Origin of the sequence: Pantoea sp. B_9, from assembly GCF_008632015.1 — a bacterium.
GTDB classification, from domain to species: domain Bacteria; phylum Pseudomonadota; class Gammaproteobacteria; order Enterobacterales; family Enterobacteriaceae; genus Pantoea; species Pantoea dispersa.
The window spans coordinates 62,553-76,633 of record NZ_VWVL01000001.1 but is presented as its reverse complement, the minus strand read 5'-3'; the positions used below and the strand labels follow the sequence as shown (position 1 = coordinate 76,633).

At 59.5% G+C, this 14,081-nt stretch carries 13 protein-coding genes; 10 read left to right on the top strand and 3 right to left on the bottom strand.

Annotated features, from left to right (window positions below; genetic code table 11):
• Positions 1–158: 158 nt before the first annotated feature.
• The gene (locus F3I21_RS23485) at positions 159–281 is read left to right on the top strand and encodes a hypothetical protein (RefSeq protein WP_007889544.1); all 123 of its coding nucleotides are present in this window, start codon (positions 159–161) and stop codon (positions 279–281) included.
• A 166-nt stretch (positions 282–447) separates the two neighbouring features.
• Positions 448–2,178, top strand: coding sequence for an arginine--tRNA ligase (gene argS / locus F3I21_RS00340; RefSeq protein ID WP_150057869.1), 1,731 nt, complete (start codon positions 448–450; stop codon positions 2,176–2,178).
• Positions 2,179–2,228: 50 nt separating this feature from the next.
• Here the strand turns inward: argS and F3I21_RS00335 are convergent, their stop codons facing one another.
• Genes F3I21_RS00335 through flhB form a run of 3 tightly spaced genes read right to left on the bottom strand, consistent with a single transcriptional unit; the run spans position 2,229 to position 5,867 of the window.
• A complete protein-coding gene (locus tag F3I21_RS00335) occupies positions 2,229–2,636 on the bottom strand; it encodes a flagellar protein FlhE (RefSeq protein ID WP_104188954.1) in 408 nt (135 codons plus the stop codon).
• On the bottom strand, positions 2,636–4,723 hold the full coding sequence (gene flhA / locus F3I21_RS00330; protein WP_021509954.1) for a flagellar biosynthesis protein FlhA: 2,088 nt from the start codon (positions 4,721–4,723) through the stop codon (positions 2,636–2,638). The genes F3I21_RS00335 and flhA overlap by 1 nt, the downstream gene beginning before the upstream one ends.
• Positions 4,716–5,867 (bottom strand): flagellar biosynthesis protein FlhB, encoded by a 1,152-nt coding sequence (gene flhB / locus F3I21_RS00325; RefSeq protein WP_021509953.1) that lies wholly within the window; start codon positions 5,865–5,867, stop codon positions 4,716–4,718. Before flhB ends, flhA begins: the two co-directional genes overlap by 8 nt.
• A gap of 163 nt (positions 5,868–6,030) precedes the next feature.
• On the opposite strand from flhB, the gene F3I21_RS00320 reads away from it, so the two are divergent.
• The 8 genes from F3I21_RS00320 (at position 6,031) to F3I21_RS00285 (ending at position 14,023) form a co-directional block, all read left to right on the top strand.
• The gene (locus F3I21_RS00320) at positions 6,031–6,327 is read left to right on the top strand and encodes a hypothetical protein (protein WP_150057867.1); all 297 of its coding nucleotides are present in this window, start codon (positions 6,031–6,033) and stop codon (positions 6,325–6,327) included.
• 179 nt (positions 6,328–6,506) lie between these two features.
• Complete coding sequence (locus tag F3I21_RS00315) at positions 6,507–6,998, top strand: hypothetical protein (RefSeq protein WP_021509952.1); 492 nt, start codon at positions 6,507–6,509, stop codon at positions 6,996–6,998.
• Between the two features lie 85 nt (positions 6,999–7,083).
• Positions 7,084–8,295 (top strand): type IVB secretion system protein IcmH/DotU, encoded by a 1,212-nt coding sequence (gene icmH / locus F3I21_RS00310; protein ID WP_058780675.1) that lies wholly within the window; start codon positions 7,084–7,086, stop codon positions 8,293–8,295.
• Positions 8,295–10,409, top strand: coding sequence for a type VI secretion system membrane subunit TssM (tssM, locus tag F3I21_RS00305; RefSeq protein ID WP_150057865.1), 2,115 nt, complete (start codon positions 8,295–8,297; stop codon positions 10,407–10,409). Before icmH ends, tssM begins: the two co-directional genes overlap by 1 nt.
• A gap of 13 nt (positions 10,410–10,422) precedes the next feature.
• Positions 10,423–11,121, top strand: a complete 699-nt coding sequence (gene tagF / locus F3I21_RS00300) for a type VI secretion system-associated protein TagF (protein WP_058771215.1) — start codon at positions 10,423–10,425, stop codon at positions 11,119–11,121.
• A gap of 33 nt (positions 11,122–11,154) precedes the next feature.
• Positions 11,155–12,285, top strand: a complete 1,131-nt coding sequence (gene tagH, locus F3I21_RS00295) for a type VI secretion system-associated FHA domain protein TagH (protein WP_125310408.1) — start codon at positions 11,155–11,157, stop codon at positions 12,283–12,285.
• Positions 12,282–13,058, top strand: coding sequence for a PP2C family serine/threonine-protein phosphatase (locus F3I21_RS00290; RefSeq protein ID WP_058771213.1), 777 nt, complete (start codon positions 12,282–12,284; stop codon positions 13,056–13,058). The genes tagH and F3I21_RS00290 overlap by 4 nt, the downstream gene beginning before the upstream one ends.
• A 14-nt stretch (positions 13,059–13,072) precedes the next feature.
• Positions 13,073–14,023, top strand: coding sequence for a hypothetical protein (locus F3I21_RS00285; protein ID WP_058757494.1), 951 nt, complete (start codon positions 13,073–13,075; stop codon positions 14,021–14,023).
• Positions 14,024–14,081: the final 58 nt, after the last annotated feature.

Sequence of the window (14,081 nt, the reverse complement as noted above, 5' to 3'; positions counted from 1 at the left end):
TAATCAGGTCCACACGTTACTTTATAAAAGTGCCTTAACCAACTGTTATTATTAACAATAGTTAATACAATGAGATAACTCTTATTTACCCGTCAATCAATTGCAGTAGCTGACCCTTTCTTATAAATTTGGGTTTCACAACTACAAGGAATGGCCCTATGTCTATGCTCATTGTTGTCGCGGTCCTGATAGCCTTGATGGGATTTGCAATTTCCCGCCACTGGAAGGTGCGTGAAGACAAAAGCGTTAAAAATCCCCGTCGCCACCCGCGCCGCCGTTAACCGGCGCGCGGGCCTGCGTCCACTGGCAGCCATAACCGATTGCTGACGCACCTCAACATTTCACGTATACTTCCCCTCTTATTTTTTCCGTCCCGACACGCACGCGGGATGACGACATCGGCTCGCCCTCAGCTGGCGGGCCTTTTCAGCATATGAAGGTAACGCGGTGAATATTCAGGCTCTTCTTTCCGATAAAGTCAGTCAGGCGATGGTGGCGGCAGGCGCACCGGCCGATTGCGAACCGCAGGTTCGTCAGTCTGCAAAAGTGCAGTTCGGCGATTACCAGGCGAACGGTATCATGGCCGTGGCGAAAAAGCTCGGTCAGGTGCCGCGCCAGCTGGCTGAACAGGTAGTTCAGCATCTGGATCTGGCTGGTATCGCCAGCAAAGTCGACATCGCCGGTCCCGGCTTTATCAACATCTTCCTCGACCGCCAGTGGCTGGCACAGCAGGCCGCGCAGGCGCTGCAGCTGCCACGCATGGGCGTCAGCGAAGTGACACCTCAGACTATCGTGATTGACTACTCGGCGCCTAACGTGGCGAAAGAGATGCACGTCGGTCACGTGCGATCCACCATCATCGGTGATGCCGCAGTGCGCACCCAGGAGTTTCTCGGTCATCACGTCATCCGCGCTAACCACGTCGGTGACTGGGGCACACAGTTTGGCATGCTGATCGCCTATCTGGAGAAGCAGCAGAACGAGCACCATGAAGATATCGCGCTGGCCGACCTTGAAGCCTTCTACCGCGAAGCGAAACGCACCTATGACGAAGACGAAGCCTTCGCCGAGCGCGCCCGCGGTTACGTGGTGAAACTGCAGGGTGGCGACGAATATTGCCGCGCCATGTGGAAAAAGCTGGTGGATATCACCATGAGTCAGAACCAGCAGGTGTATGACCGCCTCAACGTTACCCTGACGCGTAAGGATGTGATGGGTGAAAGCCTGTATAACGACATGCTGCCGGGCATCGTCGCCGATCTGCGCGAAAAAGGGCTGGCAGTGACCAGCGAAGGCGCCACCGTGGTCTTCCTTGATGAGTTCAAAAACAAGGAAGGTGAACCGATGGGCGTGATCATCCAGAAGAAGGATGGCGGCTATCTCTACACCACCACCGATATCGCCTGCGCCAAATATCGTTACGAAACGCTGCATGCCGATCGCGTGCTGTACTACATCGATTCCCGCCAGCATCAGCATCTGCAGCAGGCGTGGACCATCGTGCGCAAAGCGGGCTACGTGCCGGAGTCAGTGCCGCTGGAGCACCATGCGTTCGGCATGATGCTGGGTAAAGATGGCCGTCCGTTTAAGACACGCAGCGGTGGCACCATCAAACTCTCCGATCTGCTGGATGAAGCCGTTGAGCGCGCCCATGCGCTGGTGAGCGAGAAGAATCCGGAGATGAGCGCGGCAGAGCTGAAAGAGCTGGCGGAAGTGGTCGGCATTGGCGCGGTGAAATACGCCGACCTGTCGAAAAGCCGCACCACCGATTACATCTTTGACTGGGACAACATGCTGGCGTTTGAAGGCAACACCGCGCCGTACATGCAGTATGCCTACACGCGTGTGCTCTCGGTATTCCGTAAAGCGGGCATTGAGGCAGACAGCCTGCACGGTGATATCATCCTGACTGACGAGCGCGAAGCGCTGCTGGCGACCCGTCTGCTGCAGTTTGAAGAGACCATCACCCAGGTCGCGCGCGACGGCACGCCGCACGTGATGTGTGCTTATCTGTACGATCTGGCCGGTCTGTTCTCGGGCTTCTATGAGCACTGCCCGATTCTCTCCGCCGAAGAGGAAAACGTACGCAATAGCCGTCTGCAGCTGGCGGCGCTGACGGCGAAAACCCTGAAGCAGGGGCTGGATACGCTGGGCATCAAAACCGTCGAGCGAATGTAAGCTTAAAAAAACCCGCTGCGGCGGGTTTTTTATTGGCTATTGGCTATTTGCTATTGGTAATTGACCATCACTTCACTGCTCACCACCCGCAGGCCGGGCGGCAACGCGCCCTGCCCCTGAAAGCCGAAAGCCAGATGCAGCGTTTCATCGGCTGCCACGTTGGCGAGACCGCGTGTGCTGCCGCTGGCGCCGTCGAGCTCCACGCAGCGCTGGCTGGCGCACAGCCGCACCACCAGACCAGATGGCGCCGGGCGGCTCAGCGTGTAGCGCCAGTTCACCAGCGAAATAGTCCCTGGAGCCGCCGAGGGCGCTTTGAGCGCCGGCGACAGCAGCCAGTTGCCGCGCACGCCAAGGCTCGGGCCGCTGGCGCTGGCCTGCCACGCACCGCTGGCGGCTTTGCCCGTTAGCGGCAGCGCCAGCAGCGCTGCCAGCAGCCATGAGAGCGTCACGCCGCGCATTATTTGCCGCCTATGGTAGCAGTCATGCGGATCTGCCGGTTATCGGTCAGCTCCATATTGGACAGCACCACCAGCTGCGGCAGGTTGCGGCGCAGGAAGCGCGCCAGCAGCGCCCGCAGCGGATGGTTAACCAGCAGCACCGGCGGCGCACCGGTCATCTCCTGCTGCTGCAGCGCGGCCTGCGCCTGCATCAGCAGTCGATCGGCAAGACCCGGTTCCAGACCGCCACCACCCTGCAGCGCCTGCAATAGAAGACGTTCCAGTGTGGCATCCAGTCCAATCACCTGCACTTCGCCGTTGCCCGGGAACCACTGCTGGGTAATCGCGCGGCCCAGCGCGACGCGTACCACGCTGGTCAGTTCCTGCGGATCGTTCTGCACCGGCGCATGTTCGGCCAGCGTTTCGATAATGGTGCGCATGTCGCGGATCGAGACGCGCTCGGTCAGCAGATTTTGCAGCACTTTGTGCAGCGTGGTCAGGGTAATCACGCCCGGCACCAGATCTTCCGTCAGCTTTGGCATCTCCTGGGTGACGCGGTCCAGCAGCTGCTGCGCTTCCTGACGCCCAAACAGCTCGCTGGCGTACTGGCCGATCAGGTGATTAAGGTGGGTCGCCACCACGGTACTGGCTTCCACTACAGTGTAGCCCTGAATCTGTGCCTGCTCTTTCAGCGCGCTGTCGATCCAGATGGCCGCAAGGCCAAACGCCGGGTCCACCGTCGCTTCACCCGGCAGCGTGCCCGCCGCCGTGCCCGGGTTGATCGCCATCCAGCGTCCCGGATAAGCATCGCCGCTGCCAATCTCCACGCCCTTCATCAGGATGCGATAGCGCGCCGGCGGCAGCTCCATGTTGTCACGAATGTGCACCACCGGTGGCAGGAAGCCAACCTCCTGCGCCACCTTTTTACGGATACTGCGGATACGCCCGAGCAGCTCGCCGTTTTGCAGATGATCGACCATCGGAATCAGGCGATAGCCCACTTCCATGCCAAGCGAATCTTCCAGCTGGACGTCGGTCCACGAGGCTTCGACCGTGGCCGGCGTCTCCTGCGTTTTCACCACGCTGGAGGCTTCACTTTGCTTCTTCGGCTGCATTTCGCGGCCGCGCAGCCACCAGGCCAGGCCGAGCAGCGCTGCGGTGAACAGCAGGAACACAAAGTTCGGCATGCCGGGCACCAGGCCCAGCAGGCCAATCACGCCGGCGCTCAGCATCAGCACGCGCGGATTGTTAAACAGCTGGCCCACCATCTGTTCGCCGACGTCCTGATCGGTGCTGACGCGGGTAACGATGACACCGGCAGCGGTCGAGATCACCAGCGCCGGAATCTGCGCCACCAGGCCGTCACCGATGGTCAGCAGCGTATAGGTTTCCCCGGCGTGGCCGAGATCCATACCGTGCTGCACCACGCCCACCAGCAGGCCGCCGATCACGTTGATCACCATGATCAGGATGCCGGCGATGGCGTCGCCGCGCACAAACTTACTGGCACCATCCATTGAGCCGTAAAAATCTGCTTCCTGGGTCACCTCGGTGCGCCGGCGTTTGGCTTCGTCTTCACCAATCAGGCCGGCGTTCAAATCGGCATCGATCGCCATCTGCTTGCCGGGCATACCATCCAGCACGAAACGCGCGCCCACTTCGGCGATACGTCCGGCACCTTTGGTGATGACCATGAAGTTGATGATTACCAGGATGATGAACACCACGATACCAATGGCGAAATTACCGCCGACGAGGAAGTGACCAAAGGCTTCAACCACACGCCCGGCGGCATCAGCCCCCGTATGCCCTTCCAGCAGGATGATACGCGTTGAGGCGACGTTCAGCGCCAGACGCAGCAGCGTTGAGAACAGCAAAATGGTCGGGAAGGCAGCGAATTCCAGCGTGCGCTGGGTGAACATCGCCACCAGCAGCACCATGATGGACAGCGCAATGTTGAAGGTAAACAGCAGGTCAAGGATGAACGCCGGCAGCGGCAATACCATCATTGACAGGATCAGCATGATCAGCACCGGACCAGCCAGCACCTGCCATTGCGTGTCTTTAAAATTGCCCGGTAAACGCAGCTTTTCGGCCAGATTAGCCATGGTTGGTGTTCTCTCCTGCAAAGTCCATCTCTGCCGGGACCGGCAGATGTTTTGGTTTGTTTGGAATCAGGCCGCCTTCACGCTTCCAGCGTCGCAGCTGCCAGACCCACGCCAGCACTTCTGCCACGGCGGCATAGAGCGCGCCGGGAATAAACTGGCCAATTTCCGTATGACGATAGAGCGCACGCGCCAGCGGCGGCGCTTCCAGAATCGGTACGCGGTGCTCTTTTGCGATTTCACGAATGCGCAGGGCAATGTCACCGGCGCCTTTGGCAATCACTTTCGGCGCGCTCATCTTGCCTTCCTGATACTGCAGCGCCACCGAGTAGTGCGTCGGGTTAGTCACGATAACGTCCGCCTTCGGTACGTCGGCCATCATGCGGCGGCGGGCGGCGGCACGCATCGCCTGGCGGATACGCCCTTTAACGTGCGGGTCGCCTTCGTTCTGCTTGTGTTCATCGCGAATTTCCTGGCGCGTCATGCGCAGCTTTTTGAAGTAGCTGTAGAGCTGCCAGAACACATCAAAGCCAACCATCGGGATCAGACCCAGCATCACCAGCGCGCAGCTGATGGCGGTCATCGACAGGCCATGCTGCAGCGCATTCACAGGCGATTCGCTCATCAGGCGCAGCATCTCCTGCCAGTGACTCCACAGATACCAGCCAGCCACCAGCGCCACCAGCACCGCTTTGAGGATCGCCTTCACCAGTTCCGCCCACGTCTGACCGGAGAACATGCGCGCAATGCCCGGTAACGGGTTGAGCTTTTTGAAATCGAATTTGATGGATTTTCCGCTGATGTTGATTCCGCCCAGAATCATCGGCGCGGCGATGGCAACGATCACCAGCCCGGCCATCAGCGGCAGCAGCGCGATCACCGCCTGCATCACCAGGTTGCCGATGTGCGAGACGATAATTTTATCGTCGTTGACCATGCCGTGGTCGAAGCGGAAGCCGGTGGCCACCATGCTGGCCAGCCGTTGCGCCATATTGTGGCCGCCCAGCCAGATGATCAGCAGCCCGGCCAGCAGCATCAGTACCGAAGTCAGCTCGCGCGAACGCGGAATCTGCCCCTCCTGCCGTGCTTTCTCAAGTCGGTGGGGGGTGGGCGATTCTGTTTTGTCCTCGTTGCTCTCTTCAGCCACGACATACCTCAGCTGGCAGGAATTCTGAGCATAGGATGCCAAAACCCTTCGGGTCTAAAGCGCGGATTAAGCGAGAAAAAGATGGGTTTATTTAGCCATTAGTGAAATCAGGACCTGCGCTAACCTGGTGCGGGCCAATCACCAGCGAACGGTTCCGCGACCTTTGCTGCGTAATACGGTTAAGTGGTGGAGCAAGCAAAAGCCGTGCCGGACTGGCTGGGTTAAAGACGTGGCTGCGCCCGGAAATTCCGAAAATCATAAAATTGTTTCGCCGCGCAATCTTTTTTTATCTGAAAAAATAGATAAATCTTATTTACCAATTCCCTTAAGCACCATCAGGGGGCAAATGTCGCGCCGCACACCAGCCGCGCTTGCTTACGCAAATAAATTAATGCAGCTTATCTATCGTCCCAGCCAGAACTATCGCGGCGTGCCGTTAAGGCGTTTTTTCGCCCGGTAGCACGGGATTTGCCGCGGTGCAATGGTTTGAATTCTCAAAAGTCTTAGGTAGACTTAAGTCAGCACTATCTTTCTGTAATTTGACTGTTTTTTAGTGGCCTTCTCACTGCATAATCTGCCCGCCCGCTGAGTGCGTGCCGGATACAACTCTGCAGCGACACTGATGAAAATTTGAGGATCATGGTGAATAAGAGTCTCTTGCTAACGCTGCTGGCGGCTTTAACGCTGGCGGGATGTAAAGCGCCTCCACCGCCCGTGACGGATGACACCCTGGTCACCAGCGAAGTGAACGGCGTAAAACTGGTTCATCGTCATGCAGTGGCAGCACCCGGTGAATTTACCCCGGTGAATGAGAGCTTTCGCGCGCTGTATGCCGCCTCTGTGATGACCCTGCCGGATTACGGCGGCAAAGTGGTCCGTTATCTGGATAACGCCCAAACCTTTGAGGTGCTGGGTCGCGTCGAGCACAACTGGCTGGCGATTGCAGAAGAACCCAGCGGTCAGCTGATTGGCTACGTGCCCCCCAAAGCTGGCGTGGAGAGCAGCCGCTATGATGCCACGCTGCGCAGCGACCGGCCGCGTCCCCGTCGTACTAAACAGGTCTGCGTGGCCGTGGGCGGCGCCAGTAAAGCATGCCGCACCAATGATACCGCGACCTGGATCTTAGACTGATGATGCAATCCGGCGCATATTGCCCGCAGCACACCGCTGCTTTGCGGGCTAACCGTTCCGTTATTGCCAGGATAATCGAGATTTAATGACTCAGGACTCCCTTGCCCGCGATGGCATTGTCGCGGGCAACGATAACCTTTTGCTGAATGCCGCAGCACCGATTCTGAATGCCGTCGTGCGTATACGGCAGGCGGCGACGCACGACGATCCCGCCGGCCTGCGTCAGCTGCTAATTGAAGAGATCCGCCAGTTCGAGCAACGCTGCAAGCAGGCGGGTTTGCCATTTGAGATGATCATCGGTGCACGCTACTGCCTGTGTAGCGTGCTGGACGAAGCGGCGGCGCAAACCCCCTGGGGCACGCGCGGCGTCTGGTCCGGCAACGGCATGCTGGTGACCTTTCATAACGAAAGCTGGGGCGGCGAAAAAGTGTTCCAGCTGCTGTCGCGCGTGTCGCAAAGCCCGCAGCAGCATTTATGGCTGCTGGAAGTGATTCACTACTGCCTGCTGCTGGGCTACGAAGGGCGCTATCGCGGCAGCGACAGCGGACGCGCACAGTGTGAAGGCATCCGTAAACGGCTGGCGCAGCTGATTACGGAAACCCGCCCGGCGACACCACCGCGCGCGCCGCTGGTGGAAGTACATCCGCTGGTCAGCACCCTGACGCGGCCAATGGTGCCACTGTGGGCCTGCGTCACGCTGGCTACGCTCATTGCCTGTCTGATCTACAGCGGGCTCAACTGGCGGCTGGGCAATGCGGCCGAACCGCTGCTGCGCGCCATCTATCAAACCCCGCTGCCGCAAATCATGCCGGGCCGCCGCCCCACCTCACCGCAGGCGCTGCTCGATCTGCATCAGCGTCTTAACGACGTGATTGCCGCAGGCCAGCTGGAAGTGAGCGATGGTGCCTTTGGCAGCAAAGTGATCATCCCTGCGGACAAGCTGTTTGCGCCGGACGGTACGGTGGTAAACCAGGTTGGCCGCGCGCTGCTGGCGCATGTGGCCAGCGCGATGAAGACGGTAAAAGGCACGGTGCTGGTATCGGTCTATACCGATAATCGTCCGGTGGATGGCCGTTTCGCCTCCAGCTATGAATTCTCCTTCGCCCGCGCCCGTGCCGTTACGCAACTGCTGAATACGCAGCTGGCGGACGGTCACAGCGTTAAAGCCGAAGGCCGCGGTGACAGCAATCCGCTGTTACCCAATGACAGCAATGAAAACCGCGCCCGCAATCGCCGGGTGGAGATCACCCTGTTTGCGGCACCGGAAACCCTCGGCAACCATCAGGGAGGCCAGTGATGCGCGCATCACTCCAACATCTGTTAACCCATCGCCTGCTGTGGGGCCTGATTGGCGTCACGGCACTGAGCTGCGTGCTGTGGATGCTCGGTCCGCTGTGGAGCTGGGGTGACACCCGTCCACTGGAGCCGGTATTCCCGCGCCAGCTGGCGGTCGGCCTGCTCTATTTCTGCTGGGTGCTGTTCCAGTTTATTCCCGCCATCTGGCGCGGCTGGTTTAACAGCAAGCTGCTCAATCGCCTGCAGGAGATGAGTCACGAAGAAGCGTCCGATCGCCAGGCGACCGAGACGCTGCTGACCCAGCGCTTCAGTGAAGCGGCGCTGCGGCTGAAACGCACCCAGTTTGGTCGCCGGCATCAGAAAAGCTGGCTGGCGCGTTTTCAGAGTCACTATCTGTATCAGTTGCCGTGGTACGTGATGATAGGCGCGCCCGGCGCCGGTAAAACCACCGCGCTGCTGAATGCTGGCCTGGAGTTTCCGTTAACCGACAGCCTCGGCAAAGAGTCGGTACGCGGCGTCGGCGGCACGCGTCACTGCGACTGGTGGTTCACCGACAGCGCAGTCTTAATCGACACCGCGGGCCGTTACGCACTGCAGGAGAGCCAGCGCGCGCGCGACGGTGCCGAGTGGCATAACTTCATTAAATTGCTAAAGCGCTACCGCACGCGCCAGCCGATCAACGGCGTGATCATGACCATCAGCGTGGCCGACCTGCTGACCGATTCCGCTGAGGCACGTCACGCCCAGGCCAGCGCGCTGCGCAGCCGCATGGTTGAGCTGCATCAGCAAACCGGCATTCACTTCCCGGTGTATGTGATGGTCACCAAAACCGACCTGCTGAAAGGGTTTATGAGCTTTTACGGCAACCTGAGTAAGCCACAGCGCGATGCCATCTGGGGCTTCACCTTCCCGTGGGAACCGGGCAAGCCGCATAAAGATGACTGGCACCGCAGCTTTAGCGAGCGCTTTCAGCAGCTGGAGCAGCGTCTGCAGCAGCAGCTGGCCGACGTGATGGCCGGCGAGCGCGATCTCACCCAGCGCGCCGACAGCTTCCTGTTCCCGCAGGAGTTCAGTTCGCTGCGTCCGTTACTCAACGAATATCTCGACGTGGTGTTTTCCCGCCATGAGGATGAGATTGCCTGGTCGGCGCGCGGCCTGTTCTTCACCAGCGGTACCCAGGAAGGCCTGCCGTTTGACCGCATCATGGGCGAACTCAACCGTAAGCTACAGCTGCCACACACCGGCGAGTCGAGCCTTGCCGCGTGGGACAGCGTTAACCGCAGCAATCCGATTCCGGGTACCAAAGGCCAGAGCTTCTTTATTCGCGACCTGTTAAGCGACCTGGTGTTCCGCGAAAGCGGCCTCGCCGGCAGCAACCGTCACTGGGAGTATCGTAACCGGCTGCTGCACTGGATCGGTTACGGCGCGCTCACCGGCGCGCTGGTGCTGCTCTCCGGTTTGTGGCTCACCAGCTACGTGCAGAATCAGCGTTATCTCGATCAGGTCGCGGCGCGTATCGGGCCGATTACCGCGCAAAGTCAGCAGGTTATTCATCAGCCAGCCGATAATATTTTTGATCTGCTACCCTTCTTAAATAACCTGGTGAAACTGCCGCTGTCGGCGCATTTTTCTCTCGACAATCCACCGCTTACCATGCGCGCTGGACTGTATCGCGGTAACCAGGTGAGCGATGCCGCATGGGTGCTTTATCAAAATGCGCTTAAGTCTTTACTGCTGCCGCGCGTGGCCCAGCAAATTACCAACCTGCTGCGTGACGATCCCGGCACCGACAATGACTACAGCCGCAATGCGCTGCGCGCTTATCAGATGCTGTATCAGCCGCGTAACTACGACGGCGAATTTCTGCGCGGCTGGCTGATGCAAAATCTGCAGCGCACGCTGCCGGACAACGTCAGCGCGCGCGATCTGCAGCAGCTTGACTGGCACCTTAGCCAGCTGCTCGATCAGCAGATTCAGTCTTCGCCTTATGCGCGCGACAATGCGCTGATGATGCGTAAGCTTGCGGAAAATCTGAAAAATGCCGGTCAGAATGGCCGTATGCTGGCGGTTGCGCCACACACCGTATCGCAGCGATTGACCGGACACAGTGAGTAATGGTGAGGTAACCATGGCGAGTTACACCGCGCCGGGCTGGTATGGCAAATTACCGGCCACCGGTGATTTTCTGCGCCAGCGGCTCAGTGAAGCCACGGTGACGCCGTGGAGCCACTGGTTTCAACAAGGCTTAATCCACTGGCATCAGCAGGAAGAGGCCAGTACGCAACAGTTTTTACGCGCGCCGGTATGGAATTTTGTCCTGCCGCTATCGCCGCTGCGCCAGCAGGTGCAGTTGGGCTGTCTGCTGCCCTCGTGCGATCGCGTCGGCCGTGCGTGGCCGCTGCTGGCGCTGCACAGCATTCCGCTCAGCGCGTGGCATGCTTCACAACTGGCGATCTCCGGCGACTGGTATCAGGAACTCGGCGCGCTGCTGTGGCAGGCGGTGCGCGATCGCCACAGCCCGGACGCGCTGGAGACGCAGATTCAGCAGCTGGCTCCGCTGCTGCTGCCGGATAAGCAGCGCAGCGACATCATGGATGTGATTGGTTTTGACGATTTGCCCTGCACCCTGAGCTGGCGTGAAGTGGCCGATCGTTTTGATCCCCAACAGCACATTAGCTACTGGTGGAGTAATCGCAGTGACGGCTTTGCCCACGCCACGCATAAACACAGTGGCCCGCTCACCGCGCAACTTTTTTCGTTATTGTTTAACCCGGCGGCGGGTGCCCAGCCGGGACGTAATGGCCTCTATCCACCGATGTTTGAATAGGCCAGTGCGCTTGCCTTGTTAACGGGATGACTCATGCAATTTACCATTGTGCAGTGCAATACGGATGTGCCCGCCAAAACCGTCGCGTTTAGCCCGCCCGGCGGGACCATCGGCCGCAGCCAGGATAACGACCTGGTGCTGCCTGACGAATCGCGCGCCATCTCGCGCCTGCAGGCGCTGGTGCACCTGTCGCCAGACGGCGAGTGCCGCCTGACCAACCAGGGCAGCGTCACTTCAGTGGTGCTGAACGGCGTGGCGCTACAGCGCGGCTCGCAGGTGCGGCTGCGCCACGGCGATACGCTGCAGATTGGCGAATATGGCCTGGAAGTGCGCGACCCGGCGTGTCAGAACGCACCGCAGGATGATCCGCTGGCGTTTTTTGCTGACAGCGCCGCCGATCCGCTGGGTATGCAGCAGGACGAAAACGTGCCGGAACCGGAAGTGCTGCCGCAGAGCGACAGTCCGCGTCACGAACGCCGCCCGGACGCGCGCCTGGCGATCGATCCGCAAAGCGATGCGCCCGTAGTGCCAGCCGTGCTGCCGGGCGCCGATCAGGACAAACTGATCGCCGCGCTGCTGGAAGGCATGGGCCTGAATAATGGTCACCAGACGCCGATCACCGAAGAGCAGATGCGCGTCACTGGCCGCATGCTAAGCCTGTTTTCGCAGGGTACGGTTGCCCTGCTCTCTTCGCGCTCCATCCTCAAGCGCGGCGTGAAAGCCGACATGACGATGATCCTTAACGAAGCCAACAACCCGTTTAAAATTCTGCCTTCCGGCAAAACCGTGCTGATGCAGATGTACCAGAGCCAGATGCCTGGCTTTATGCCACCGGAAGCAGCGGTGCGCGATGCGCTGGTGGATTTACAGGCGCATCAGCTGGGGATGATTGCCGGCATTCGCGCCATCATTGCCGCGATGCTGCAGTCGTTTAATCCGCAGCGTCTGGAAGAGGAAGCGCGCAAAGACGGCGTGCTGCCTAAGATGCCGTTCAGCGGCGGACGCAAAGCGGCGCTGTGGGACTATTTTCTCCGCCACTATCAGCGCACCGCGGGCGAGATTGAAGATGACTTCCACACCTTGTTTGGTGAAGCCTTTCTGCATGCCTACGACATGGAAGTGAATCAGTACAAAGATTCCCAGACGCGGACCGAAGACGCATGAAGATGAAGTTTGCCAGCCGCTGCCAGCAGGGTATGCGTGACGAAAACCAGGATCGCACCGGTGCCGAAGTCGACGAACAGAAAGCCTGTTTTCTGGTGTGCGACGGCGTGGCCGGTCTGCCCGGCGGCGATTATGCCGCCCAGCTGGTGCGCGATACCCTGCTGACGCAGCTGCAGCAAAGCGACACGTTCACGCCGGAGAGTACGCGCGCGGCGATAGAAAAGTGTCAGCAAACGCTGGTCAGCGCCCAGGGGAACAATCCGAATTTTTCGCGCATGAGTACCACCCTTGCTGCCCTGTTTATTGACCGCACAACGCAGCGCGCATGGTGGGCGCACGCCGGTGATAGCCGGGTTTATCACTTCCGCCACGGGGTGCTGCATCAGGTGACGCGTGACCACAGTCTGGCGCAGCAGCTGCGCGAAGCCGGCTATGAAAATACCGGCATTAACAGTAATTTACTTTATAATGCGCTGGGTATTGAGCCGGCCCGACCGGCCACCTTTAGCGAGGTGATTGAGCTGACCGATGGTGATGCATTTCTGGTCTGTACCGACGGTTTCTGGCTCAACCTCACCACCGACGAAATGGAACAGGCACTGCGCATGGTGAACGCCTGCGAAGAGTGGCTGGCATTGATGGAACAGGCCGTAAACCGCAGTGTTAAAAGCGACAATCTCAGCGCTCTGGCAATCTGGATTGGCGAACCGCAGGACGCGACGCTGCTTTATTCCCAGGCTGATGCGGCACGTTTTCTGCCGTCACGTTATTGATTGCAAGGATCATTATGAAACTGTGGTTGCCGGGCGTTGCCGCCCTGTTACTGGCCCTGAATGCGCAGGCGGAAGATTACCGGGTGGTCTACTCGCCCAGCCTTTCGCTGGAAGTCTATATCGATAACGTTGCCAGTAATGCGCCCGACGACTGGTGTAAAGAGACGCTGCCGCTGCGCATCGTGTCCGGTAAAAGCAGCGACACCAGCATTCTTACCAGCTTCCTGCCGCGCGTCGGTACGCTGCTGGCGAACCAGTGCGGCCTGCTGGATGAGATCCCCTGGCAGATGACCAGCAAAGAGGGCAGCGTGCTGGCTAACGGCAGCGCGGCAAAACTGCAGAACTGGCGGCCGATCATCCTCAACGACGCGACCGCCAGCGCCAGCGCCAATACCGCAGCGCCGCTGGATTTATCGCGTCCGGCCGACAGCACGCCGCTGCAGCACTTCGCCCTGCCCGGCGGCTGCCATTTCCGTACCTGGTGGGATGAAAACGGCGGTTCGCTGTTTATCCCTGAGAACCCGCAGCAGCATTGCTCAACCGAGGGCTGGCTGGAAGGTCCGGCGGCGATGACGCTGCTGAGTGACGGCAAAACGCGCAGCCAGACGGTAACCTTCCTGCAGGGTTATCCCATCGCCGATCTTACGCTGACCCGCACGCCACTGGAGGTGGTAGCGGTGAACAAACAGCGCATGATTGTCACGCGGCCCGATGCCAGCGATAGCTGGCTGGTGCTGCCGTTTGATGCTCAGCAGCACGTCTGGCGCTTCAGCGGCACGCTGCTGATTAAAATGGATAAAAACACCGGCACGGATAGCGAAGCGGTGAAATCGCGAGTTGATAGCTTACGCGGCATCTGGTCGCCGCAGTTTATGCCACAGCAAAAAGTGACTGTGTTACTGATTGACACCCTGCACGCCGATCTGGCCGATCCGGCAATTGGTGCCTGGCGTAACATTAATTAATTAGCGGTTGTTGCCCGCCGTCACCGGCGTGACGGGGCGCTACAGGACGTGTTCAGAG

Coding starts and splice junctions, on each gene's coding strand:
- F3I21_RS23485 (WP_007889544.1), top strand. CDS start 159: ATGTCTATGCTCATTGTTGTCGCGGTCCTGATAGCCTTGATGGGATTT.
- F3I21_RS00335 (WP_104188954.1), bottom strand. CDS start 2,636: ATGCGCGGCGTGACGCTCTCATGGCTGCTGGCAGCGCTGCTGGCGCTG.
- flhA (WP_021509954.1), bottom strand. CDS start 4,723: ATGGCTAATCTGGCCGAAAAGCTGCGTTTACCGGGCAATTTTAAAGAC.
- F3I21_RS00315 (WP_021509952.1), top strand. CDS start 6,507: ATGGTGAATAAGAGTCTCTTGCTAACGCTGCTGGCGGCTTTAACGCTG.
- icmH (WP_058780675.1), top strand. CDS start 7,084: ATGACTCAGGACTCCCTTGCCCGCGATGGCATTGTCGCGGGCAACGAT.
- tssM (WP_150057865.1), top strand. CDS start 8,295: ATGCGCGCATCACTCCAACATCTGTTAACCCATCGCCTGCTGTGGGGC.
- tagF (WP_058771215.1), top strand. CDS start 10,423: ATGGCGAGTTACACCGCGCCGGGCTGGTATGGCAAATTACCGGCCACC.
- tagH (WP_125310408.1), top strand. CDS start 11,155: ATGCAATTTACCATTGTGCAGTGCAATACGGATGTGCCCGCCAAAACC.
- F3I21_RS00290 (WP_058771213.1), top strand. CDS start 12,282: ATGAAGATGAAGTTTGCCAGCCGCTGCCAGCAGGGTATGCGTGACGAA.
- F3I21_RS00285 (WP_058757494.1), top strand. CDS start 13,073: ATGAAACTGTGGTTGCCGGGCGTTGCCGCCCTGTTACTGGCCCTGAAT.